General features: G+C 74.2%; 18 protein-coding genes and 1 rRNA gene. 13 read left to right on the top strand and 6 right to left on the bottom strand.

Annotation, left to right across the window (positions count from 1 at the left end):
• The 7 genes from rrf to ACFPK1_RS19750 form a co-directional block, all read left to right on the top strand.
• A 5S ribosomal RNA gene (rrf, locus tag ACFPK1_RS19720) occupies positions 1–110 on the top strand; the annotation flags it as partial.
• 270 nt (positions 111–380) lie between these two features.
• Complete coding sequence (locus ACFPK1_RS19725) at positions 381–1,004, top strand: single-stranded DNA-binding protein (protein ID WP_378022647.1); 624 nt, start codon at positions 381–383, stop codon at positions 1,002–1,004.
• Positions 1,005–1,054: 50 nt separating this feature from the next.
• Positions 1,055–2,731, top strand: coding sequence for an energy-dependent translational throttle protein EttA (gene ettA / locus ACFPK1_RS19730; RefSeq protein WP_378022648.1), 1,677 nt, complete (start codon positions 1,055–1,057; stop codon positions 2,729–2,731).
• A gap of 13 nt (positions 2,732–2,744) precedes the next feature.
• Positions 2,745–5,015: a hypothetical protein gene (locus ACFPK1_RS19735; RefSeq protein WP_378022649.1), complete on the top strand. Its 2,271-nt coding sequence runs from the start codon at positions 2,745–2,747 to the stop codon at positions 5,013–5,015.
• Positions 5,016–5,169: 154 nt separating this feature from the next.
• Positions 5,170–10,110 (top strand): NAD-glutamate dehydrogenase, encoded by a 4,941-nt coding sequence (locus tag ACFPK1_RS19740; protein WP_378022650.1) that lies wholly within the window; start codon positions 5,170–5,172, stop codon positions 10,108–10,110.
• Between the two features lie 26 nt (positions 10,111–10,136).
• A complete protein-coding gene (locus ACFPK1_RS19745; protein ID WP_378022651.1) occupies positions 10,137–10,571 on the top strand; it encodes an acyl-CoA thioesterase in 435 nt (144 codons plus the stop codon).
• Positions 10,568–11,140, top strand: a complete 573-nt coding sequence (locus tag ACFPK1_RS19750; protein WP_378022652.1) for a DUF8010 domain-containing protein — start codon at positions 10,568–10,570, stop codon at positions 11,138–11,140. Before ACFPK1_RS19745 ends, ACFPK1_RS19750 begins: the two co-directional genes overlap by 4 nt.
• A gap of 41 nt (positions 11,141–11,181) precedes the next feature.
• On the opposite strand, the gene ACFPK1_RS19755 is transcribed toward ACFPK1_RS19750, so the two are convergent.
• Genes ACFPK1_RS19755 through ACFPK1_RS19765 form a run of 3 tightly spaced genes read right to left on the bottom strand, consistent with a single transcriptional unit; the run spans position 11,182 to position 13,320 of the window.
• Entirely contained in the window at positions 11,182–11,877 is a 696-nt protein-coding gene (locus ACFPK1_RS19755; RefSeq protein WP_378022841.1) for a dienelactone hydrolase family protein, read from the bottom strand.
• Between the two features lie 2 nt (positions 11,878–11,879).
• Complete coding sequence (locus ACFPK1_RS19760) at positions 11,880–12,278, bottom strand: globin (protein ID WP_378022653.1); 399 nt, start codon at positions 12,276–12,278, stop codon at positions 11,880–11,882.
• A gap of 52 nt (positions 12,279–12,330) precedes the next feature.
• Complete coding sequence (locus ACFPK1_RS19765) at positions 12,331–13,320, bottom strand: mechanosensitive ion channel family protein (RefSeq protein ID WP_378022842.1); 990 nt, start codon at positions 13,318–13,320, stop codon at positions 12,331–12,333.
• A gap of 263 nt (positions 13,321–13,583) precedes the next feature.
• On the opposite strand from ACFPK1_RS19765, the gene ACFPK1_RS19770 reads away from it, so the two are divergent.
• From ACFPK1_RS19770 to ACFPK1_RS19785, 4 genes are all read left to right on the top strand, one after another.
• Entirely contained in the window at positions 13,584–14,270 is a 687-nt protein-coding gene (locus ACFPK1_RS19770; protein ID WP_378022654.1) for an HNH endonuclease, read from the top strand.
• Positions 14,271–14,310: 40 nt separating this feature from the next.
• Entirely contained in the window at positions 14,311–15,717 is a 1,407-nt protein-coding gene (locus ACFPK1_RS19775) for an amidase (RefSeq protein WP_378022655.1), read from the top strand.
• Between the two features lie 61 nt (positions 15,718–15,778).
• On the top strand, positions 15,779–16,024 hold the full coding sequence (gene ctaJ / locus ACFPK1_RS19780) for an aa3-type cytochrome oxidase subunit CtaJ (protein ID WP_465252225.1): 246 nt from the start codon (positions 15,779–15,781) through the stop codon (positions 16,022–16,024).
• Complete coding sequence (locus ACFPK1_RS19785; protein WP_378022657.1) at positions 16,011–16,538, top strand: DUF5130 family protein; 528 nt, start codon at positions 16,011–16,013, stop codon at positions 16,536–16,538. Before ctaJ ends, ACFPK1_RS19785 begins: the two co-directional genes overlap by 14 nt.
• Positions 16,539–16,607: 69 nt before the next feature.
• On the opposite strand, the gene pepN is transcribed toward ACFPK1_RS19785, so the two are convergent.
• Positions 16,608–19,169 (bottom strand): aminopeptidase N, encoded by a 2,562-nt coding sequence (gene pepN, locus ACFPK1_RS19790; protein WP_378022658.1) that lies wholly within the window; start codon positions 19,167–19,169, stop codon positions 16,608–16,610.
• A gap of 123 nt (positions 19,170–19,292) precedes the next feature.
• On the opposite strand from pepN, the gene ACFPK1_RS19795 reads away from it, so the two are divergent.
• Positions 19,293–19,901: a mycothiol-dependent nitroreductase Rv2466c family protein gene (locus ACFPK1_RS19795; protein WP_378022659.1), complete on the top strand. Its 609-nt coding sequence runs from the start codon at positions 19,293–19,295 to the stop codon at positions 19,899–19,901.
• A 24-nt stretch (positions 19,902–19,925) separates the two neighbouring features.
• Here the strand turns inward: ACFPK1_RS19795 and ACFPK1_RS19800 are convergent, their stop codons facing one another.
• Positions 19,926–20,822: a phytanoyl-CoA dioxygenase family protein gene (locus ACFPK1_RS19800; RefSeq protein WP_378022660.1), complete on the bottom strand. Its 897-nt coding sequence runs from the start codon at positions 20,820–20,822 to the stop codon at positions 19,926–19,928.
• An 82-nt stretch (positions 20,823–20,904) separates the two neighbouring features.
• Between ACFPK1_RS19800 and ACFPK1_RS19805 the strand changes: the two genes are divergently transcribed.
• Entirely contained in the window at positions 20,905–22,335 is a 1,431-nt protein-coding gene (locus tag ACFPK1_RS19805) for an aldehyde dehydrogenase family protein (protein ID WP_378022661.1), read from the top strand.
• On the opposite strand, the gene ACFPK1_RS19810 is transcribed toward ACFPK1_RS19805, so the two are convergent.
• Positions 22,316–22,669: a DUF488 domain-containing protein gene (locus ACFPK1_RS19810; RefSeq protein ID WP_378022662.1), complete on the bottom strand. Its 354-nt coding sequence runs from the start codon at positions 22,667–22,669 to the stop codon at positions 22,316–22,318. The two genes, ACFPK1_RS19805 and ACFPK1_RS19810, sit on opposite strands and share 20 nt — an antisense overlap.
• Positions 22,670–22,684 lie beyond the last annotated feature (15 nt).

A 22,684-nucleotide genomic window follows, 5' to 3' on the forward strand; every position in this document is an offset into this window, starting at 1 on the left:
GTCACAGCGGAGGGGAAACGCCCGGACCCATCCCGAACCCGGAAGCTAAGCCCTCCAGCGCCGATGGTACTGCGACCGACAGGTCGTGGGAGAGTAGGACACCGCCGGAACACCCGACCACCCCCACCACCCCCACACAAGAAGGGGCGAGACTCCCACCGAGCCTCGCCCCTTTTTTCGTGCTCCTCGACCTCCGCTGTGCGGACCTCCGGGTTGCGGCAACCGGCCCAAGAACGGCGCCGGGCCGGCCGGCAGTTGTCCCCACCCGCGCACACCGTCCACAGCCCGTCATTCGGCGCTCACGCCTTCCCGTGACTCACGGGGAGGCTTCTCGCAGCGGACCGGGGAATCGCCTCGGCGCGGAGCGAGCGGAGTGCGACGTGAACGAGACGATGGTGACGGTGACGGGCAACGTCGCCAGCGACGTGATCGCCAAGCGGGTCGGCAACAACCAGGAGCACCTCCTCGTGACCTTCCGGGTGGCGAGCTCGGAGCGCCGGTACGACAAGGCGTCGGACACCTGGATCGACGGCGGCCGCTTCACGGCGTCCGTGACCTGCTGGCGACGGCTCGCCGAAGGGGCGCGGGTGCTCGTCAAGGGCGACCCCGTGGTCGTCACCGGACGACTGTCGGTGCGGGAGTTCGAGGTCGAGGGGCAGCGGCGGTACATGACCGAGATCGCCGCGACGGCGGTCGGGCCCGACCTCGCGCGGTGCACGGCCACCGTGCAGCCCTGGCGGGCCGCCACCGCGGCCGACGGCGTCGAGGGCGCGCCCTCCGGGACGGACGAGGCCGGCATGCGGCCGGTCGGGGCAGAAGCGTCCGAGGACGCGGACGCAGCACCCGGGGCCGGAGGCGCCACGGTGGAGGCCGCGCGGCCGCTGGGAGGACGCGACGTCCACGAGCGGTCGGAGGCCGAGGAGGCGACGGGGGAGGGGGCGACGGTCACCGGGATCGCCGCAGGAGAGCGCCGTCGGTCCGGCACCGGGCGTGTGAGCGCCTGAACCGCCCCGGGGCCGGTGGGCGCCGAGTCGTGGCAACTACCATCGAGGGCGTGGCTGAGTTCATCTACACCATGAAGAAGGTTCGCAAGGCCCATGGTGACAAGGTCATCTTGGACGACGTCACGCTGAGCTTCCTGCCCGGCGCGAAGATCGGTGTCGTCGGCCCCAACGGCGCGGGCAAGTCGAGCGTTCTGAAGATCATGGCCGGACTCGACCAGCCCAACAACGGTGAGGCGTTCGCCGCCCCGGGGGCGACGGTCGGCATCCTGCAGCAGGAGCCGCCGCTGAACGAGGAGAAGACGGTCCTCGGGAACGTGCAGGAGGGCGCCGGCGACGTCGCCACCAAGCTCGCGCGCTACAACGAGATCGCCGAGCTGATGGCCACCGACTACTCCGACGAGCTGATGGAGGAGATGGGCGGCCTCCAGGAGGACCTCGACAACGCCGATGCGTGGGACCTCGACTCGCAGCTCCAGCAGGCCATGGACGCGCTGCGCTGTCCGCCCGGCGACGAGCCGGTCACCCACCTCTCCGGCGGTGAGCGTCGTCGTGTCGCGCTCTGCAAGCTCCTGATCAGCAAGCCCGACCTCCTGCTGCTCGACGAGCCCACCAACCACCTCGACGCCGAGAGCGTGCAGTGGCTCGAGCAGCACCTCGCGAGCTATGAGGGCGCCGTCCTCGCCGTCACCCACGACCGGTACTTCCTCGACAACGTGGCGGGCTGGATCCTCGAGCTCGACCGCGGCCGGGCGATCGGTTACGAGGGCAACTACTCGGTGTACCTCGAGAAGAAGGCCGACCGGATCGCGGTCCAGGGGCGCAAGGACTCCAAGCTGCAGAAGCGCCTGAAGGACGAGCTCGCCTGGGTGCGCTCCGGGGCCAGGGCACGGCAGGCGAAGAGCAAGTCGCGTCTGGCCCGCTACGAGGAGATGGCGGCCGAGGCGGAGAAGACGCGGAAGCTCGATTTCGAGGAGATCCAGATCCCGCCAGGCCCCCGCCTGGGCAACGTGGTGGTCGAGGTGAGCCACCTCGACAAGGGGTTCGACGGCCGTGTGCTGATCAAGGACCTGTCGTTCTCCCTGCCGCCCAACGGCATCATCGGCGTGATCGGCCCGAACGGTGTCGGCAAGACGACGCTGTTCAAGACGATCGTCGGGCTCGAGAAGCCGGACTCGGGCGAGGTCCGCGTCGGCGACACGGTCAAGCTGTCGTACGTCGACCAGGGCCGCGAGGGGCTCTCCGGCACCGACAACGTGTGGAAGGTCGTCTCCGACGGGCTCGACTTCATCCAGGTCGGCAACGTCGAGATGCCCTCGCGGGCGTACATCTCGGCGTTCGGTTTCAAGGGGCCGGACCAGCAGAAGCCGGTCAACGTGCTCTCCGGTGGCGAGCGCAACCGCCTGAACCTCGCGATGACGTTGAAGCAGGGCGGCAACCTGCTGCTGCTCGACGAGCCGACGAACGACCTCGACGTCGAGACCCTCTCGTCGCTGGAGAACGCGCTGGAGAACTTCCCCGGCTGCGCCGTGGTCGTCTCCCACGACCGCTGGTTCCTCGACCGCGTCTGCACCCACATCCTCGCGTGGGAAGGCACCGATGATCACCCGGCGTCGTGGTTCTGGTTCGAGGGCAACTTCGCCGACTACGAGGAGAACAAGATCCAGCGCCTCGGCCCCGACGCCGCGCGCCCGCACCGCGTGACGCACCGCAAGCTGACCCGGGACTGAGGACCCGGACGCGGTGGAGGGGTCGGCGCGGCAGCCCGCGGTCCACGGGCTCAGCGCGAGCGCGATCCTCGCGGTGGCCGAGGGCCTGCGGTGGGCGGACCCGCAGTTGAGCGTCGCACTGGCCGAGCACGTCGCGCGGTCGGCGGGGGACGACGCCGACGCGCGGGGTGCGGCCGAGCGGTCGGCGGTGCTCGCGCTCGGACAGTCGGACCGGGCGGCCGCGCTGATCCTCCGCGCCCTGCCGCTGCTGCGCGACGCCGAGCGCGAGGCGCGGGGTGCCGACGCGGCGGTGCTGCGGTGCGAGCTGGCCCTCGCCGCGGTGCGCTGCGAGGAGGTCGACGGTGCGGAGGCCCTGCTCGAACCGCTCGCCGGCGGCCAGGTACTGTCCCCGACGGTGCGCGCGGACGCCCTGGTCGCCTGGGCGGCCGCCCGCGCGGCCCGCGGCGATGTCCCCGGGGTCGACGCCGCCGCCCGCCAGGTCGAGGACCTCGTCGGCACGCCGACCGACGACGTCCGCCGGCTGGCCGTGGCGCGGTCCCGGGCGCACGCGCGTCGTGTCGGCGGGGACGCCACGGGCGCTCTCGCCGTCCTGCGCGATGCCGTCACCGGCGAACCCGGCGTCGACGGCGGACGGGAAACGGCGATGCTCGTCGCCGACCAGGTGGAGCTGCTCGCCGAGCTCGGCCGCGCGGACGAGGCCCGGGAGACTGCCGCGCCGGCCCTCGCGGGGACCCCGCAGACCACCACGGCGCTCGCGGTCGGGAGAGTGCGGTGCACCCTCGCCGGGCTCGTCGCCGTGCCGGCCGGAGACCTCGACACCGCCGCGCACCTGGCCCGCGAGGCGGAGGCCGACCTCGTCGCGCGCGGCCACGAGGCCCAGGCGGCGGAGGCGATCGAGGTGCTCGCCGAGGTCGCCGCCCGCCGCGGGGAGAGCCGCCACGCGCTCGACGAGCTGCGGCGCGCCCACGCCCACGCGACCGCGGCACGCGAGGAGACGACCCGGGCCCGGATCGCCCTGGCCGTGGCCCTCGCGCGAGCCGAGGACGCGCCGCCCGCGACCGGGTCCGGCGAGCAGGGCCCGGCGGAGCCCACCGAGGCGCAGCCGGCGCCCGACGCCGATCCGCTGGCCGCCGTCCGCGCGTCGTTGGCGGCCCTCGGCACCCCGGGCGGGGATGTCGGGGCCGGGCCGTCGCCGGCCGATCTGCTGAGCGCAGCGCTCGCCGCGACGGAGCTCGGGTCGTTCGAGGAGCTCACCACCCGGAGCGCGGAGCCTTCCGCCGGTACCGGTGGCCCGCCCTCCGAGGCGCCGGCGCCGGAGGAGGCACCCGATCCGGCACCCGAGCCGGCACCGCGTCGTCGGCGCGCGCGGTACCGCGACGACGAGGACCCCGGCGCGGCGCTCGCGGCGGCCCTGGCCGCGGCACGCGAGGGTGGTCTCGAGGCGTTCACCGCGACGGCTGCCCCGTCCGCGAACGGTGACAGCACCCGGGACGGCGCCGTCGACGCGGGCCATGACGACGGACGGGGCGACTCGGCGGCGGAGGCGCGCAGCCGGCGCCTCGCCCGGGCCCGCGCGCGGTGGGAGACGAGCGAGTCGCTGCTGCCCCGGCGCCCGGAGCCGCCCGACGGGCGCGGTGAGGTGCCCGTCGATGCCGAGCCACAGGGGCCCGACCAGCACCTCGCCCGGGGCCACGCGGACGACGGCGAGCGGCACCGTCGTCGCCGGGACCCCCTGGAGCAGCCCGTCGGTGGGGGGCACGGCGGCCTCGCCGACGACCCCGCGCCACGCCGCAACGGTCACGGTGCCGTCGGCGGCGGCCAGGTCATGCGCGGCGCGCCGGCCCCGGGGGAGACCGTGCGCGTCGACGGTGCCCCGCGGGCCGGCGGGAACGGCCGGCCGGGGAGCGAGGGCGGGGCCCGGGAGGACGAGCCGCGGACGGTCGCCGGCCGGTGGGGCGAGGCGCTGGGCACCGGGACCTCGAGCTCCGCCGCGGACGACGAGTACCGCCGGGAGCTGGCGTTGACGCTGGTCGACCTGCTCGCGGAGTACGAGGCCGCCCCGGAGCCGGCCGCGCCGACGACCCAGGTCGTGGGCCGACCGCCCGCCACGAGCGCGGAGCCCCGGCCCGGGGCTGCGCCGCCGGCGCCCGGCACACGCAACGGGGTGCCGTCGGCGCGGCGGGCGGACGATTCCGGCCCACGCCTCGCCGACCTGCTGGCCGACGCCATGGACGCGTACCACTCCGTCGACCCCGGCGCGGCCGTCCGCCGCGCGCGCCGCTGAGGCCCCCGGACCGGTGCCGTGACGCCGACGTCCGGGCGGCCGGGGACGGCGAGCGGATCGTTATGGTGGCGGGCGTGGACGCCCGGAGGAACGGCGACGATCCCCATGCCGCGCGGGTAGCGGCTCGACGGCCCCTGGCCCCCGGGGGCGCGGCATGACGACGGGCACACAGCCGGTCGCCACGTCCGCCGCGGTCGACGGGTGGCCCGGCGACCGCGGGCTCCTGCGCACGGTGGCCGCGGAGCACAGCCCGCCGGACTCGGCGCTGGGCGAGCTCGCGGTGGCCTACTTCGACCGCGTCCCCGACGGCGAGCTCGTCGCGGACCCCAAGGACGCGCTCGCCACGGTGCGCGCGCACCGCAGCCTCGCGCGGCTGCGGGTGCCGGGGAAGCCGGTCACCGCGGTGCTCGACACCCCGGGCTCGGCGGGGCGGATCTCGGTGCTCGTCGTCACCGACGACATGCCGTTCCTCATCGACTCGGTGCTCGCCGAGCTCGACCGCACCGGCGCGAGCGTGCACCGCGTCGTGCACCCCGTGGTCGTCGTGCGCCGCGACGTGCGCGGCGAGCTGCTCGACATCCTCCCGCTCGCCGACCCCGCGGCCCCGCCGCCGGGCACGGTCGCCGAGTCGTGGATGAACATCGAACTGGGTGACCTCCCGGGCTCCGACCCGGCGCGCGACCTGGCCGCCGACCTGCACGCGCGGCTCTCGAGCGTGCTCACCGACGTGCGCGAGGTCGTCGAGGACGGCGACCGGATGAACTCGGCGGCCCGGGCGCTGGCCGACGAGCTGGACGGCGCGGGCGGGGACGCCGAGACCGCCGACACGGTCGCCCTGCTGCGGTGGTTCGCGCAGGGCAACCTGATCATGCTCGGGTACCGGCGCCAGGAGCTCGTCGACACCCCGGACGGGCCTGCGCTGCGCGGGGTGCTCGCGACCGGTCTGGGCGTGCTGCGGCGCGACAGCCTCGTCGCCCGCACGCTCACCGCGAGCCCCGACAGCGTCAGCCCCGCCGGCACCGGCGCCGACACGACGTCCCGGCGGCTGCTCGTGCTGACCCGGGCGAGCGCCCGCTCGACGGTCCACCGCCCGGAGCACCCGCTCTACGTCGGGGTGAGCATCTTCGACGAGGACGGGCGCCTGGTCGGCGAGCACCGCTTCCTCGGCATCCTCACCGTGGCCGCGCGCCACGCCGACGTGCTGGGCATACCGGTGGTCTCGCGCCGGGTGCAGGAGGTCGTCGTCGAGGCCGGGCTGCCCGTCGACTCGTGGTCGGGGCAGCGGCTCCTCGAGGTGCTGCAGACCTACCCGCGCGCCGAGCTGCTGTGCACCGACCGCGCGTCGCTGGAGGCCACGGCCACCGGCGTGCTCGACCTCGCCGAGCGCCGCCGCGTCCGGCTGTTCCTGCGCCGGGACCCGTTCGGCCGCTACTTCTCCTGCATGATCTATCTGCCGCGCGACCGGTACACCACCGCGGCGCGCCTGCGGATGCAGGACGTGCTGATGCGGGAGCTGCGCGGCACCGACCTCGAGCACACGGCACGGGTGACCGAGGACCAGCTCGCGCTGCTGCACGTCACCGTGCACACGGGCCGTGAGGACCCGGTGTCGCCCGACCTCGACACGCTCACCGACGAGCTGGCGGAGGCCGCCCGCACGTGGTCGGACCGCCTGCGCGAGGCGGCCAGCGGCGAGGAGCGGGCGATCATCGCGGCGATCGGCGAGCCGTTCGCCGAGGCCTACAAGGAGGACTTCGGGCCGGAGCGCGGGCTGCTCGACCTGCGGGTGCTGGACGGCCTCACGCCGCAGGGCGCCGAGGGCGCCGAAGGCCGCGACACCGCGGTGCGGCTCTACCACCCGACCAACCCCGACGCGGGCGACCGACGCCTCAAGCTGTACCTCGCGGGGCGCCGCGCGACGCTGTCGTCGGTGCTGCCGGCGTTGCAGTCGCTGGGCGTGGTGGTGGTCGACGAGCGGCCCTACGGGGTCACCCGCGGCGACGGCGTCGCGTGCTGGATCAACGATTTCGGCCTGCGGCTGGGTGACGCCGCGACGGTGCCGCCGGGCACGGAGCACGACCTCACCGAGCGGTTCGCCGAGGCGTTCGACGCCGTGTGGAGCGGGCTGGCCGGCGCCGACGGCTACAACGCGCTGGTCGTGCGGGCGGGCCTGACGTGGCGCCAGGCGGCGGTGCTGCGGGCGTTCTCGCGCTACCTGCGCCAGATCGGCAACGCCTACGGGCAGAGCTACATCACCGACGTCGTCGGGGCGCACCGCGACGTCGCGGTCGGGCTCGTCGAGCTGTTCGAGGCCCGCTTCGACCCCGCGCTGGACGACGACGAGCGCGACCGCCGGGTCGCCGAGGTCGACGGCCGCGTCACGGCGGCCATCGCCGAGGTGACGAGCCTCGACGCGGACCGCATCCTGCGCTCGCTGCTCGGGGTGGTGCGCGCGGTGCTGCGCACCAACTACTTCCGCCGCGACGAGCGCGGCGCGGCGCGGCCGTTCCTCGCCCTCAAGCTCGACCCGGCGCAGGTGCCCGGCGTCCCGGAGCCGGCACCCGCGATCGAGACGTTCGTCTACTCGGCGCGCGTCGAGGGCGTCCACCTGCGCTTCGGTGACATCGCCCGCGGCGGTCTGCGCTGGTCGGACCGTTTGCAGGACTACCGCACGGAGATCCTCGGCCTGGTCAAGGCGCAGGCCGTGAAGAACGCGGTGATCGTCCCGGTGGGCGCCAAGGGCGGGTTCGTCGTGAAGCGCCCCCCGGTCCCGACCGGTGACGCCGCCGCCGACCGCGACGCCACGCGCGCGGAGGGCGTGACCTGCTACCGGATGTTCATCTCGGGCCTCCTGGACCTCGTCGACAACCGCGAGGGGCACGCCGCGCAGTCGGCGATCCTGACGCCGCCGGACGTCGTGCGGTACGACGGCGACGACCCGTACCTGGTCGTCGCGGCCGACAAGGGCACGGCGACGTTCTCCGACATCGCGAACGGCGTCGCCGTCGACTACGGGTTCTGGCTCGGCGACGCGTTCGCCTCCGGCGGGTCGGTGGGCTACGACCACAAGGCCATGGGCATCACCGCCCGCGGCGCGTGGGAGTCGGTGCGTCGCCACTTCCGCGAGCTCGGGCGCGACGTCGCGAGCGACGAGGTCACCGTCGTGGGGGTCGGCGACATGTCCGGCGACGTCTTCGGCAACGGGATGCTGCTCTCCGAGCACCTGCGGATCGTCGCGGCGTTCGACCACCGGCACGTCTTCCTCGACCCCGACCCGGACCCCGCGGTCTCGTTCGCCGAGCGCAGCCGCCTCTTCGCGCTGTCACGGTCGTCGTGGGCCGACTACGACTCCTCGCTGATCAGCGAGGGCGGCGGGGTCTTCCCGCGCACGATGAAGGCGATCCCGGTGTCGCCGCGCGCCGCCGAGGTGCTCGGCATCGAGGCGGGCGAGCTGGACCCGCCGTCGCTCGTGCGCGCCGTGCTGCGCGCCCCGGCCGACCTGCTGTGGAACGGCGGCATCGGCACCTACGTCAAGGCGTCCACCGAGACCCACGCCGACGTCGGGGACAAGAGCAACGACGCGGTGCGAGTCGACGGCGACGAGCTGCGCGTCGCGGTGGTGGGCGAGGGCGGCAACCTGGGGCTGACCCAGCGGGGCCGCATCGAGTACGCGCGCCGCGGCGGGAAGGTCAACACCGACGCCATCGACAACAGCGCGGGCGTCGACTGCTCCGACCACGAGGTCAACATCAAGATCCTGCTCGACTCGCTGGTGGAGCGCGGCGAGCTGGCGCCGGCCGAGCGCGACGAGCAGATCGCCGCGACCACCGACGAGGTCGCCGACCTGGTGCTCGCCGACAACGTCAGCCAGAACGAGGTGCTGGGGGTGTCGCGGTCGCACGCGGCGCCGATGGCGCACGTGCAGGAGTCGCTGGTCGCCGACCTCGAGGCGCGCGGCCGCCTCGACCGCGAGCTCGACGTCCTGCCCAGCACCGAGGAGTTCGCGGCCCGGCAGGCGGCGGGGGAGGGCCTGTCGAGCCCGGAGCTCTCGACGCTGATGGCCCACGTCAAGCTCGACCTCACCGACGCCCTCGCGGCGTCCGAGGTGCCCGACCTCGAGGTCTTCACCCGGCGCCTGCCGTCCTACTTCCCGGCGGTGTTCGCCGAGCGCTACCCGGAGGCGGTGGCGGCGCACCCGCTGCGCCGCCAGATCGTGACGACGATGCTGGCGAACACCGTGGTCGACGGCGGCGGGCTGACCTACGTGCACCGCCTCGCCCAGGAGGTCGCGGCGACGCCGGGCGACGCGGTGCGCGCCTACCACGTCGCCACCACCGTGTTCGGGCTCGACGTGCTCGCCGACGACATCGCGGCGGGCGACCGGACGCTGCCGACACTCGTCGCCGACCGGCTCACCCTCGCCCTGCGCCGCCAGCTCGACCGCGTCGCGCGCTGGTACCTCACCCACCGGCCGCAGCCGCTGGCGATCGGCGCGGAGGTCACGCGCTTCTCGCCGTGGGTGACGCGCCTGGCGCCGCGGGTGCCCGACCTGCTGCGGGGCCGGGAGGCCGAGGGCCTCGCGGAGCACACCCAGGCGTTCGTCGACGAGGGCGCACCCGTCGAGCTGGCCCGCCGCGCCGTCGGCGGCCTCTACGCGTTCGGCCTGCTCGACGTCGTCGAGATCGCCGAGTTCGCCGAGCGGGAGCGCGGCGGGCTGCGTGAGGACGACGGCGAGGTCACCGACGACGAGATGTACGCGGTGGCCGAGCTGTACTACGCGCTCTCCGAGCACCTCGGGTTCGACGCACTCCTCACCGCGGTCGCCGGTCTCGAGCGCTCCGACCGGTGGCACGCGCTCGCGCGGCTCTCGCTGCGCGACGAGCTCTACTCGTCCCTGCGCGCCATCACGCTCGACGTGCTCGCGGACACGGGCTTCGACGAGTCGGCGGACGAGAAGATCGAGCACTGGGAGCAGGCGAACGCGTCGCGGCTGATGCGGGCACGCTCCGCGCTCGCCGAGATCGCGAAGGTCGGTCGCGCGGACCTCGCGACCGTCTCGGTCGCCGCCCGCCAGATCCGCAGCATGGTCCGCTGAACCCGAGACACCCCGGAGGAACGCGCGTGGCGCCCTACGTCAACGACGTCGCGGTGCGCTGGTCTGACCAGGACGCCTACGGGCACGTCAACCACGCCCGCGTGGTGACGCTGCTCGAGGACGCCCGGACCGGCCTGCTGTTCGACGCCGCGACGAAGGCGGGCGTCGCCGCCTTCGAGGCCGGCCTGCTCGTCGCGTCGCTGGAGGTCGCCTACAAGCGCCCGATCGCGTGGACGCCCGCCGGCGTGCGCGTGGTGATGACCGCGCAGGACGTGCGGGCGGCGTCGTTCCGCGTCGCCTACCGGCTGCTGCTGCCGAACGGTGCCGGCGACGGGTCCTTCGACGAAGCCAAGCCCGCCGTCACCGCCAGCACCCAGCTCGTGCCCTACGACCTCGCCACCGAGCGCCCGCGCCGCCTGACCGCCGAGGAGCGGGAGTTCCTCGCCGGCTACACGACGTGAGCCTGGTCGTCCCCGCCGCGGCCGACCGCGCGGCACTCGCCGACGTCGTCGCCCGCGTGGTGCGGCTCGACCCGGCGGCGGTGGTGCGGCTGCGCTCGGCCGGGACGGGCGTGGCGCTGTGGGCGGGCACCCCGTTCGCGGTGCTCGTCACGACCGCGGCGCCGGGCCGGGTCGACCCCGCCGACGTCACGGTGATGGCGTCCGACCTGCTCGCGGCGCTGTCGGTGGTCGACGCCCCCGAGGTCGACCCGGGCCGGGCGGTCGACGACCGCTGGCGCGGCGACCTCCCGGGCGAGGTGGGCTGGGAGGTGGTGGGGGAGATCCCGTCGGCGGAGATCGACGCCGTCGTCGCGCGCGCCGATCCGGCGGGGCTCGACGCGACGGCGTGGGAGGCCGGCGGCGTGCGCGTGCCCGCGCGCTGCGCCGTCGCCGTGGCGGGGATGGGCTGGCCGGAGGGCGGCGCGGCGGTGCGCGTGGCGATCTCGGGCGACGGGGCGTGGATGCGCCTGGAGCTCGGCGGCGCGGCGATCGTCCGCCACCGCCGCCCGGCCCTCACCGTCCTCATGTGAGCACTTTCCGGGGCTATAGCGCCGGAAAGTGCTCACATAGGTCAACCCAGGTGCTTGCGCAGGAAGTCGCGGGTGGCGCTCCAGGCCTTGAGGGCCTGCTCGGGGTCGTAGGTGCCCAGGTGGTTCTCGTCGTTGAAGAACGCGTGGTCCGACGGGTAGATCCGGAAGTCCGGGGTGACGCCGGACTCGGCCTCGATCCGCTCGGCGAGCTCCTCGACGGCGTCCGGCGGAGCCATCTCGTCCTCCTCGCCGAAGTGGCCGAGCAGGGGCGCCGAGAGGTTCGCGAAGCTCGGGTAGTCCTCACCGAGCACGCCGTAGAACGGCACCGCCGCGCCGATCCGGTCGCCCTGCTGCGCGGCGAGCACGAGGACGAAGCCCCCGCCCATGCAGAAGCCGACGGCGCCCACCTTCTCGCCGACGACGGCGTCGTGGCCGAGCAGGAAGTCGACGGCGCCGGCGAGGTCGGTGGCGGCCTGCTCGACGGGCAGGTCCTGCATGAGCTTGCCCGCCTCGTCGGCGTCGTGCGTGGTGGCGCCGCCGTAGAGGTCGGGGGCGAGGGCGACGAAGCCCTCGGCCGCGAGCCGGTCCGTGACCTCGGCGATGTGGGACGTCAGGCCCCACCACTCCTGGATCACGATGACGCCGGGCCCGGAGCCCGACTCGGGCAGCGCCAGGTAGCCGTGGGCGGTCCGGCCGCCCGAGGGGAAGCTGACGTTCTGCAGCGGGTTGTCCGGCATCCTCACCAGGCCTTGTTCATCATGCTGGTCGCGGCCATCTCGAAGTACTCCCACATCTGGCGGCGCCGCTCCTCGGGCAGGTCGGCCTCGTCGACGGCGACGCGCATGCAGCGCAGCCACGCGTCGCGCTCGAGCGGGCCGATGGGGAACGGGCCGTGCCGCATGCGCAGGCGCGGGTGTCCGCGCTGGTGGGAGTAGGTCTGCGGGCCGCCCCAGTACTGCTCGAGGAACATCAGCAGCCGCAGCTCCGCCGGGCCCAGGTCCTCCTCGGGGTAGAGGGGACGCAGGACCGGGTCGTCGGCGACCTGCTGGTAGAAGCGGTGCACGATCGCCGCGAACGTCTCGTGCCCGCCCACGGCCTCGTAGAACGTCTCGGGGCGGCCGGCCTGTGGTGCGCTCACCCCACCACGGTCCCAGATCCGCTCGCCCCGGGTGGCACCAGACCGGCGCCGGTCAGACCGCGGGGGTGCCGGGCCCCGCCACGCCGGGCCGCCCCGCGAACGGGTACGGCGCCGGCACACCCGATGCGTCGAGCTGGGTCTTGATCTCCGCGGCGACGGCGCGCTGCACGGCCCACTGCTCGCCCGGGCGCGTCTTGATGGTCAGGCGCATGAGCACGCCCTCGGCGGTGACGGACTGGACGCCGAGCATCTCGGGCGGCGCGATCACCTTGCTCGCGATCTTGGGCTCGGCGCACTCCGCGTTCGCGGCCCGCTCGGCGATCTCGAGGGCGTCGTCGACGTCGGCGCTGTGCCCGACGGGGATGTCGACGACGGCGACCGAGTAGCCCTGGCTGGAGTTGCCGACGCGCAGCACCTCGCCGTTGCGGACGTACCAGACGGTCCCGGCGATGTCGCGCAGCGTCGTCACCCGCAGGCCGACGGCCTCGACGGTGCCGGTGGCCTCGCCGAGGTCGACGACGTCGCCGACGCCGTACTGGTCCTCGAGCATCATGAAGATGCCGGACAGGAAGTCGCGGACGAGGTTCTGGGCGCCGAACCCGATCGCGACGCCGACGATGCCCGCCGAGGCGATGATCGGGGCGAGGTTGACCCCGAACTCGCCCAGGATGAGCACGAACGCGACCCCGTAGATCAGGATCGTCGAGAACGACCGCAGGACCGAGCCGATCGCCTGCGCGCGCTGCGTGCGGCGCTCGACCATCAGCGGGGCGGCGTCGCGCAGCGTCCGCACGGCACGGTCGCGCAGCGGGCGCAGCAGCGCCGGGACCCGCCCCTCGCGCGCCCCGCTGGTCAGCCGCGCGATCGCCCGGTGCACCGCCAGGCGCAGCACCACCGCGACGATGATGATCAGCACCACGACGACGAGGTGCGTGAGCAACTGGTCGGCCGAGCGGGAGAGCCAGTCGGCGCGGGTGAGCTCGTAGACCCGCTGGCACAGCGAGCCCGCGTCGGAGGCGCACGCCGGCGGCTGCGAGGGCAGCGAGAGCGGCGAGGAGAAGTCGACGGCCGGACCCGGCGCGGGGGTCGGGGTGGCCGGCGGGGTGCTCGGTGGCGGCGTCGGCAACGGCACGGTCACGTTCCCCGACGGTAGAGCACGTCCCGGCCGGCCCGTCGGCCTCCCGGGCGGTCCCCGGCGACCACCCGGTGACACGCCGGTGACGCGCCGATGCGTTCGGTGAGAACACAGGTGCGATCGGGCCCGTTGTGTGGTCGACTAGGGCCAACTCGGCGGGAGGTGGTCGTGTGCACGAACGACAACCCGGCAGCGTGACTCCGCTGGTCAGCGAGGTCCCGCCCACCACCGCGCCCCGCGGCGCGTCCGACCCTCCCGATCCCGTCCCCGAACTGACCGTCGCTCCCCCTCTCGCTCTCGACTCCCCGGACGATCCCCCCGCCCCGCCGCCGTCGCCGCCCTGGGGCCGCCGCCGGGTCCTGCTCCTCAACGCCACCTTCGAGCCCCTCACCGCGCTGCCCCTCCGGCGCGCGATCGTGCTGCTGGTCTGCGGCAAGGCCGAGGTGGTGCACGGCGACGCCGCCGGGCTGGTCCTGCACTCGGCCACCGGCTCGGTCGAGGTCCCCTCGGTGATCCGGCTCCGCAGCTACGTCCGGGTGCCCTACCGGGCGCGGGTGCCGCTGACGCGCGCGGCGCTCATGCACCGCGACCGCTTCCGCTGCGCCTACTGCGGCGGGCGCGCGGAGACCATCGACCACGTGGTGCCCCGCAGCCGCGGCGGCACGCACACCTGGGAGAACTGCGTCGCCTGCTGCGCGCGGTGCAACCATCGCAAGGCCGACAAGCTGCTCGCCGAGCTCGGCTGGCCGCTGCGCACCATGCCGACCGCGCCCCGCGGGCGGCACTGGCGCCTGCTCGCCGGCCTTGTCGACGCCGACCCGCTCTGGCTGCCCTACCTCGGGGAGACCGCCGCCTGACGCGGCCCGCGCCCCGGCCGTACGGCAGCATGGGGCAACCGTGAGCGATCTCCACGAGCTGAGCGCCCTCGAGACCGCCGCCGCGGTGCGACGCGGCGACATCACGGCCCTCGAGGCCGTCGACGCCGCCCTCGCGCGCGCCGAGCGCCTGGGCCCCGCCCTCGGCGCGTTCACGCTGCTCACGCCCGAGCGCGCCCGCGACGCGGCCCGGGCGCTCGACCGCGCGGGCGGGGAGGGCGCCGGCCCCCTCGCCGGGGTCCCGACCGCCGTCAAGGACCTCACGGCCACCGCCGGCGTCCCGACGGGGCGGGGCTCGGTGATCTACGACGGGTGGGTCCCCGCCCGTGACGACGACGTCGTCGGCCTGCTGCGCGGCGCCGGGACGATCAGCATCGGCAAGACCGCGGTGCCCGAGTTCGGGCTGCCCTGCTACACCGAGCCCGCCGTGGGACCGCCGGCGGTGACCCCGTGGGACCGCTCGCGCTCGGCCGGTGGCTCGTCGGGCGGGGCGGCGGCCGCGGTCGCCGCCGGCATCATGCCCGTCGCCCACGGCACCGACGGCGGCGGTTCGATCCGCATCCCCGCTTCGGCGTGCGGTCTGGTCGGCCTCAAGACCACCCGGGGGCGCGTCCCCGCCGGCCCGGCGGGCGGCGACCCGGCGGGGCTCTCGGTGCACGGCCCCCTCGCCCGGACGGTCGCCGACGCCGCCGCGCTGCTCGACGCCATGGCCGTGGCTGCGCCCGGGGAGCCGTTCGTGCCGGCGCCGCCACCGGCGGGCGGCTACCTCGCGGCCCTGTCCGCGCCGTCGCCCCGGCGGCGGATCGCACTGGCCGTGGACGCGCCGCTGGACGGTGTCGCGGTCGACCCCGCGTGCCGTGCCGCCGCCGAGGACGTCGGGGCGCTGCTCGCCGAGCTCGGGCACGAGGTCGAGCCGGTGTCGCTCCGCCTGCCCGACGAGGGCGTCGACGCGTTCCTGACGCTGTGGACGGTGCTCTCGCTGGGTGACCCCGTCGACCCCGCCGACGAGCCGCGCCTGCAGCCGCTGACGCGCTACCTGCGATCCCGCGGTCGGGAGGTCGACGGGATGGCGGCGATGGCCGCGCTGCACACGGTCCAGGTCGTGACGCGCGCGCTCGTCGCGGAGCGCGCGGCCCACGACGCCGTCCTCACCCCGACCGTGGCGCTGCCGCCGCGCCCGGTCGGGTGGTTCACCGAGACCGGCGATCCCGCCGACGACTTCGCCCGCCAGATCGCGTTCACGCCCTGGACCGCGGTCGCCAACCTCACCGGCGAGCCCGCGATCTCGCTGCCGCTGGGGTGGTCCGACGGTCTCCCGATCGGGGTGGCGCTGCGCGGACGGCGCGGCGAGGAGTCGGTGCTGCTCGGGCTGGGCGCCGAGCTCGAGGCCGCTCGTCCGTGGGCCGACCGGCGTCCGCCCGAGGTGTGAGGACGTCTCCTACGACGGGACGTCGTCGAGCCGATCCACTACGGTGCTGCGCGTGAGCCCGATGACCACCTTCCTGCTCTACGGCGTGACCTCGATCGGGGGGATCGGGCTGATCGCCGCGATGACCCTCGTCCGCCCGTCGTCGCGTGGCGCGCGCTACCGCTCCGGCGACGCGTGGGACCACGAACCGCTGTGGTGGATGGGCAACCCCCGAGGCTCGGGCGTCGCCGGGCCGACCGTCGAGGCCGTGCCCGCCGGCGCGGCCGCCGAGCACACCGCCCGAGGAGGCGCTCGTGGCACGTGGTGAGGTCGTCCCGGCCGGGCAGGACGCGCCCGGCGAGACCACCCGACTGACCAGCGGCCCCGGTGTCCTCGAGGACCCGGTCTCCGGGCAGGCGCGCGTCGCCACCGCCTCCGGGCGGATCTCCGAGGCGACCGACGTGCTGGCCGAGGACTCGCGCACGCCGTTCTCCGCGTCCCAGCTCTCGCGTCTCGACGAGGCCCTGACGCTGGCCTCCCGCGAGTCCGGGCTGCTGTTCACGCTGTGGGTGGGCGCGCTCGGCACCCGCTCGCGGGAACGCGCCGAGGAACTGCACGCCTCGCTCGGCGACAGCGCCGCCGAGGCCGTCGTCGTCGCGGTGTCCCCGGGCGAGCGCGTCGTCGAGATCGTGACCGGCGCCGAGTCGAGCCGCCGCATCGACGACCGCGGCGCCAAGCTCGCGGTGATGAGCATGGTCGCCTCGTTCAAGGAGTCCGACCTCGTCGGCGGCATGGTCGAGGGCATCACGATGCTCGCCGACCAGGCGGGCCAGGCGCACTAGGTGCCTTCGGCATGTGAGCACTTTCGCGTGCCATAGCACGCGAAAGTGCTCACATGCGCGAAGCGCACCTCAGCCCCGGTCGAACTCCCGGGCCGCGAGGGCGCGGACCACGCCGGCGCGGCCCTCGGTGACCAGGCGTCGCAGGGCCGGCGGGTGGTCGCCCGCGAGCCAGGCGTCCGCGGCCTCGACCGTCGCGGGCTCGACGGCCCAGGACGGGAAGAGGCCCTGCACCATCGGCTGCGCCTGCTCCGACGAGCGCCGCGCCCACACCTCGTCGACGACCGCGAAGTACTTCGCCACGTAGTCGGCGAGCAGCGCCTGCTGGGCCGGGTGCGAGAAGCCCATGATGATCGCCGAGTTGATGGCGTTGGGCAGGGTGTCGTCCTCGACCGCGCGCCGCCACGCCTCGGCCTTGGCCTCCGGGGTGGGGATCAGCGCGCGGGCCCGCTCGGCCATGCGCCGCCCGGTGGCGGTGTTGTCGCGCGCGTACTCCTCGTCGATCTCCGCCTCGCCCGCGGCGCCGTGGGCGACGAGCGCGTGCAGGAGCCGCCAGCGCAGGTCGGTGTCGACGGTGAGGCCCTCGAGCGGCGCCGACCCGGAGCGCCACCCGGCGAGGGCGTCGAGCGCCTCGGGGGTGAGCACCGACCCGGCGAGCGCGTTGACGATCGCGAGCTGGTGGTCCGAGCCCGGGTCGGCGTGGGCGAGCTCGAGCAGGCGGGCGACGAACGTCGGCCACCCCTCGGCGACCGCCCAGGCCGGCTCGGCGTACGACGCGAGCGCCGTCTGGGCCTGCAGCAGCAGCCGCTGCACGACGCCGACCTCGGACTCGGCGGCGATGCCCCCGGTCACCAGCGTGACGAAGTCGCGGGCGCGCAGCTCGGCCTCGCGCGTCATCTCCCAGGCCGCCGACCAGCACAGGGTGCGGGGCAGCGGCTCGGCGATGTCGCCGATGCGGTCGATCAGCGTGGTCAGCGAGCGCTCGTCGAGGCGCATCGTGCAGTAGGTCAGGTCGTCGTCGTTGACGAGCACGAGCGCGCCGGCCTCGACACCGATCAGCTCGGGCACCTCGGTGCGCTCGCCGCTGACGTCGAGCTCGACGCGGTGCTGCCGGACGAGCTTGCCCGATCCGTCCTCGCCGTAGATCCCCACCGCGAGGCGGTGGGTCCGCAGCTCGCCGGCGCCAGGCCGCGCCCCGCCCTGCACGACCTCGAACGCCGTGTACTTGCCGTTCTCACCGACGCTGAACGACGGCGCGAGCGAGTTGAGCCCCGTGGTGCGCAGCCACTGCGCGCTCCAGCCCGACAGGTCGCGGCCCGACGCCTCGGTCAGCGCGCCGAGCAGGTCGTCGAACGTGGCGTTGCCGTAGGCGTGGCGCGAGAAGTACAGCCGCAGCCCGGACAGGAACTCCTCCTGCCCGACGTACGACACGAGCTGCTTGAGCACCGAGGCGCCCTTGGCGTAGGTGATGCCGTCGAAGTTGACCTCGACCGCCTGCAGGTCCGGGATGTCCGCGGCGACCGGGTGGGTCGAGGGCAGCTGGTCCTGGCGGTACGCCCACGACTTCTCGACGTTGGCGAACGTCGTCCACGCGTTGCGGTACTCGGTGGCCTCGGCCTGGCTGACGACGCTGGCCCAGGTCGCGAACGACTCGTTGAGCCACAGGTCGTCCCACCAGCGCATGGTGACGAGGTCGCCGAACCACATGTGCGCCATCTCGTGCAGCACGGTCTCGGCGCGGCGCTCGTAGAGGTAGCGCGTGACGCGGCTGCGGAAGACGTAGTCCTCGAGGAACGTCACCGCGCCCACGTTCTCCATCGCGCCGGCGTTGAACTCGGGCACGAAGAGCTGGTCGTACTTGTCGAACGGGTAGGGCACGCCGAAGTTGCGGTGGTAGAAGCCGAAGCCCTGCTTGGTCTCGGTGAACAGCCGGTCGGCGTCCATGAACTCGGCAAGGCTCGCCCGGCAGTAGATGCCGAGCGGGATCGAGCCGTGCTCGTCGGTGTAGGTGTCGGTCCACTTGGCGTACGGGCCGGCGACCAGCGCGACCAGGTAGGTCGAGATGCGCGGCGTCGGCGCGAACACGTGCCGCGTGACCCCGCCCGCCTCGGACGCCTCGGCGGCCGCGCCGTTGGCGATGACCTCCCAGCTCGACGGCGCCGTGACCGCGGCGGCGATGGTCGCCTTGAGGTCGGGCTGGTCGAAGCAGGCGAACATCCGCTTGGCGTCGGCCGTCTCGAACTGGCTGTACAGGTAGACGCCGCCATCGACGGGGTCGACGAAGCGGTGCAGGCCCTCGCCGGTGTTCATGTAGCGGCAGTCGGCGTCGACGACCAGCTCGTTGTCGGCGGCGAGGTCGGGGAGCTCGATCCCCTTCTCCTCGTCGTAGGCGGCGACGTCGAGCGGCCTGCCGTTGAGCACGGCCGAGCACACGCCGGCGGCGACGATGTCGATCCAGCTCGACGCGCCGGGCTGTGCGCAGCGGAAACGCACGGTGGTGATCGACCGGAACGTGGACTCGCCGGGTCCGCCGGTCGCCGGGTCGGTGAGGTCGAGGTCGATGTCGTAGGAGTCGACCTCGAGCAGCTCGGCGCGCGTCGCGGCGTCGTCGCGGGTCAGGTTCGGGGCAGCCACGGCGCCACCCTACGACCGCGGACGCGGAGCGCAGCGGAGCCGGACCATCGCAGCTCCGGGAACATCACAGCCCATCGCCGGGGTTGCCGTGGATGAGGACCTCCGAGAAGGGAACCCGCCGTCATGGCAGACAAGACCCGCGTCGACTTCTGGTTCGACCCGCTGTGCCCGTTCGCCTGGATCACGTCGCGCTGGATGCTCGAGGTCGAGAAGGTGCGTGACGTCGAGACGCACTGGCACGTCATGAGCCTGGCCGTGCTCAACGAGGGCCGGGACCTGCCCGAGGAGTACGCCGAGATGATGAAGAAGGCCTGGGGCCCGGTGCGCGTGGCCATCGCCGCGGCGCAGCAGAAGGGCGACGACATCCTCGCCCCGCTGTACACCGCGATGGGCACCGAGATCCACAACAACGGCAACAAGGACTTCGACGACGTCATCGCGAAGGCCCTCGACGAGGTCGGGCTCGACAGCTCGCTCGCGCAGGCCGCGCACACCGACGAGTACGACGAGGCCCTGAAGAAGAGCCACCACGAGGGCATGGACCCCGTGGGCATGGACGTCGGCACGCCGGTCATCCACGTCGAGGGCTCGGCGTACTTCGGCCCGGTGCTGACCCGCATCCCCAAGGGCGAGCAGGCCGGCCAGATCTTCGACGGCGCCCGGCTCCTCGCCGGCTACGAGTACTTCTACGAGCTCAAGCGCACGCGCGACACCGAGCTCAAGTTCGACTGACCCCGCGGGAGGCCGACGCCGGCGTCACATCGACGCCGGCGCCTCCTTCTGCTGGAGCGCGAACAGGCTGGTGTAGCCGCCCGACCAGTCCGGCGGCACCAGGCACGGCCGCGGGTCGTGGTGCGCCCAGCGCGCCCGCTCGCCGCGGACGATCTCCTCGGCGTGGCTCGAGGGCAGCGGGTTCGCGGTGTACGGGAGCGCGTCGGCGGCCTTGTAGACGTTGAGCAGCAGCGGCCGCCCGATCGGCGAGTCGTTGGCCGCGGAGTGGTGCGCGGCCCGGCAGTTGTGGATCGTCACCGACCCCGCGGGGCCGGGCAGGTAGACGGTGCGGTCGACGTCGAGCCCGGCCGCGTCCTGCGGGTTCAGCGCGCCCGCCCAGGCGCCGTCGCCGCCGTAGAGGTCGTACAGCGGACCGTCGTGGCTGCCGGGCAGGACACCGAGCGGCCCCTGCTCCATGCCGCAGTCGTACAGGTACGTGCCGAAGGTCAGCGGCGTGTAGTTGGTGTGCGGCCAGTACTGGATGTCCTGGTGCCACTTGACCTCGGCGCCGCCGCGCGCCCACTTGAAGTTGAGCTTCGAGTGGTGGAAGCCGACGTCGGGGCCGACGAGGTCCGCGGCGACGTCGGCGAGCACGGAGTCCCGGGCGTAGGCCCAGTAGTCCGGGTGCTGGTCGACGGGGCTGGTGACGCGGCGCAGGCGCGGGGCGTCGGCGGTGTGGTCGGGCTCGAGGTCGAAGACCCGGTCGGACGCGGTGAGGGCGCGGCTGCGCTCGACCATCTCCTCGGTGGCAGCGCGCAGGCGTTCCAGCCACTCCTCTCCGATCAGGCGCTCGAGGAGCAGGTAGCCGTCCGCCCAGTACGACTCACGCTGCTCCTCGGTGAGCACCTTCGCGGGTGTGCGCCGGATGTCGTCGATGAGCATGAGGGGCCTCCACGCTGTGTGTCCGTGCTCACACGGTAGGTCACGCGGGCGAGGACGTCGCCCCGTCGGGCAGGCTGGACCCATGGAGACGACGACCGCGACGGAGACGCTGACGAGGCACTGGATCGACGGGGCCTGGCAGGAGGGGTCCGGGTCGATCGCCGTCGTGAACCCGGCGACGGAGCAGACGATCGCGGAGGTGCCCGCGGGCGGCACGGCCGAGGTCGACGCCGCCGTGCTGGCCGCGCGGCACGCGTTCCCGCGATGGGCGGCGACGCCGCTGGCCGACCGGGTCGCGATGGTCCTGGCGATCCGCGAGGGCATCAAGGCGCGCAGCGGCGCGATCGCCGCGTCGATCACCGCCGAGATGGGGTCGCCGACGAAGTTCGCCAACTCGGTGCAGGTCGGCATGCCGATGGCCACCTCGAAGGGCGTGGCCGGGCTCGCGGAGTCGTTCCCGTGGACCGAGGAGATCGGCAACTCGCTGGTCGTCCGGGAGCCGGTGGGCGTGGTGGGCGCGGTGACGCCGTGGAACTACCCGCTGCACCAGGTGGTCGCCAAGGTCGCGCCGGCGCTGGTCGCCGGCTGCACGATCGTGCTCAAGCCCAGCGAGGTCGCGCCGCTGACCGCGGGCATCCTCGCCGACATCACCCGCGAGGCCGGCCTGCCCACCGGTGTCTTCAACGTCGTGCACGGCACGGGCCCCGAGGCGGGTGAGGCGCTCGCCGCCCACCCGGGCGTGGACATGATGTCGTTCACCGGGTCGGTGCCCGCGGGCCGGCGCGTGCAGGAGGTCGCGGCCGGCACCGTCAAGCGCGTCGCCCTCGAGCTCGGCGGCAAGTCGGCCAACATCGTCCTCGACGACGCCGATCTCACCCAGGCCGTGAAGCTCGGCCTGGGCAACTGCTTCATCAACGGCGGGCAGACCTGCACCGCGTGGACCCGCCTGCTCGTGCCCCAGTCGCTGCACGACCAGGTCGTGGAGATGGCCGTGGAGCAGGCGGCGAAGTACACGGTCGGCGACCCCACCGACGAGTCGACGCGCATCGGGCCGATGTCCTCGGAGCGCCAGCGTCAGCGGGTCGAGGAGTACATCGCCACCGGCGTCTCCGAGGGCGCCGAGCTCGCCGTCGGCGGCCCGGGTCGACCCGACGGGCTCGAGAGCGGCGCCTACGTGCGCCCGACGATCTTCTCGGGCGTGCGGCCGGACGCGACGATCGCGCAGGAGGAGATCTTCGGCCCGGTGCTGTCGGTGATGCCCTACGGCGACGAGGACGAGGCCGTGGAGATCGCCAACGCCACCGTCTACGGGCTCGCGGGCGCGGTGTTCGCGGGGTCGCAGGAGCGGGGCCTTGAGGTCGCGAAGCGCATGCGCACCGGCCAGGTCGACGTCAACGGCGGGGCGTTCAACCCGCTCGCCCCGTTCGGCGGCTACAAGCAGTCGGGCACCGGCCGTGAGCTCGGCCGCTACGGGCTCGAGGAGTTCCTCGAGGTCAAGTCGATCCAGCTCTGAGGACCTCGGCCAGGACACGCGCGTGGCTGTGGTCCGTGTCCCTGGTCGCCGTGAGCAGGGTGAGGGGGCCCGTCGTGTCGCGCAGCGAGGCCAGCGCCGACGCGGCGGGCTCCTCCTCGAGCTCCGCGCGGTAGCGGCGGGCGAACTCGTCGTACTTCGCGGGGTCGTGGGCGAACCACTTCCGCAGCTCGGGGCTGGGCGCGACGTCGCGCAGCCACGCGTCGTGGTCGGCGTCGGCCTTCGCGACCCCGCGGGGCCAGAGCCGGTCGACGAGCACCCGCGTGCCGTCGCCGTCGGCCCGTTCCTCGCGCACCCGCTTCACCCGCACGGTCATCCTCGGGGATGGTGC

The organism is Actinomycetospora rhizophila (assembly GCF_042657905.1).
In the GTDB taxonomy this organism is placed as follows: domain Bacteria; phylum Actinomycetota; class Actinomycetes; order Mycobacteriales; family Pseudonocardiaceae; genus Actinomycetospora; species Actinomycetospora rhizophila.

Coding starts and splice junctions, on each gene's coding strand:
- ACFPK1_RS19805 (WP_378022661.1), top strand. CDS start 20,905: ATGGAGACGACGACCGCGACGGAGACGCTGACGAGGCACTGGATCGAC.
- ctaJ (WP_465252225.1), top strand. CDS start 15,779: ATGACCACCTTCCTGCTCTACGGCGTGACCTCGATCGGGGGGATCGGG.
- ACFPK1_RS19755 (WP_378022841.1), bottom strand. CDS start 11,877: ATGCCGGACAACCCGCTGCAGAACGTCAGCTTCCCCTCGGGCGGCCGG.
- ACFPK1_RS19740 (WP_378022650.1), top strand. CDS start 5,170: ATGACGACGGGCACACAGCCGGTCGCCACGTCCGCCGCGGTCGACGGG.
- ACFPK1_RS19800 (WP_378022660.1), bottom strand. CDS start 20,822: ATGCTCATCGACGACATCCGGCGCACACCCGCGAAGGTGCTCACCGAG.
- ACFPK1_RS19795 (WP_378022659.1), top strand. CDS start 19,293: ATGGCAGACAAGACCCGCGTCGACTTCTGGTTCGACCCGCTGTGCCCG.
- ACFPK1_RS19810 (WP_378022662.1), bottom strand. CDS start 22,669: ATGACCGTGCGGGTGAAGCGGGTGCGCGAGGAACGGGCCGACGGCGAC.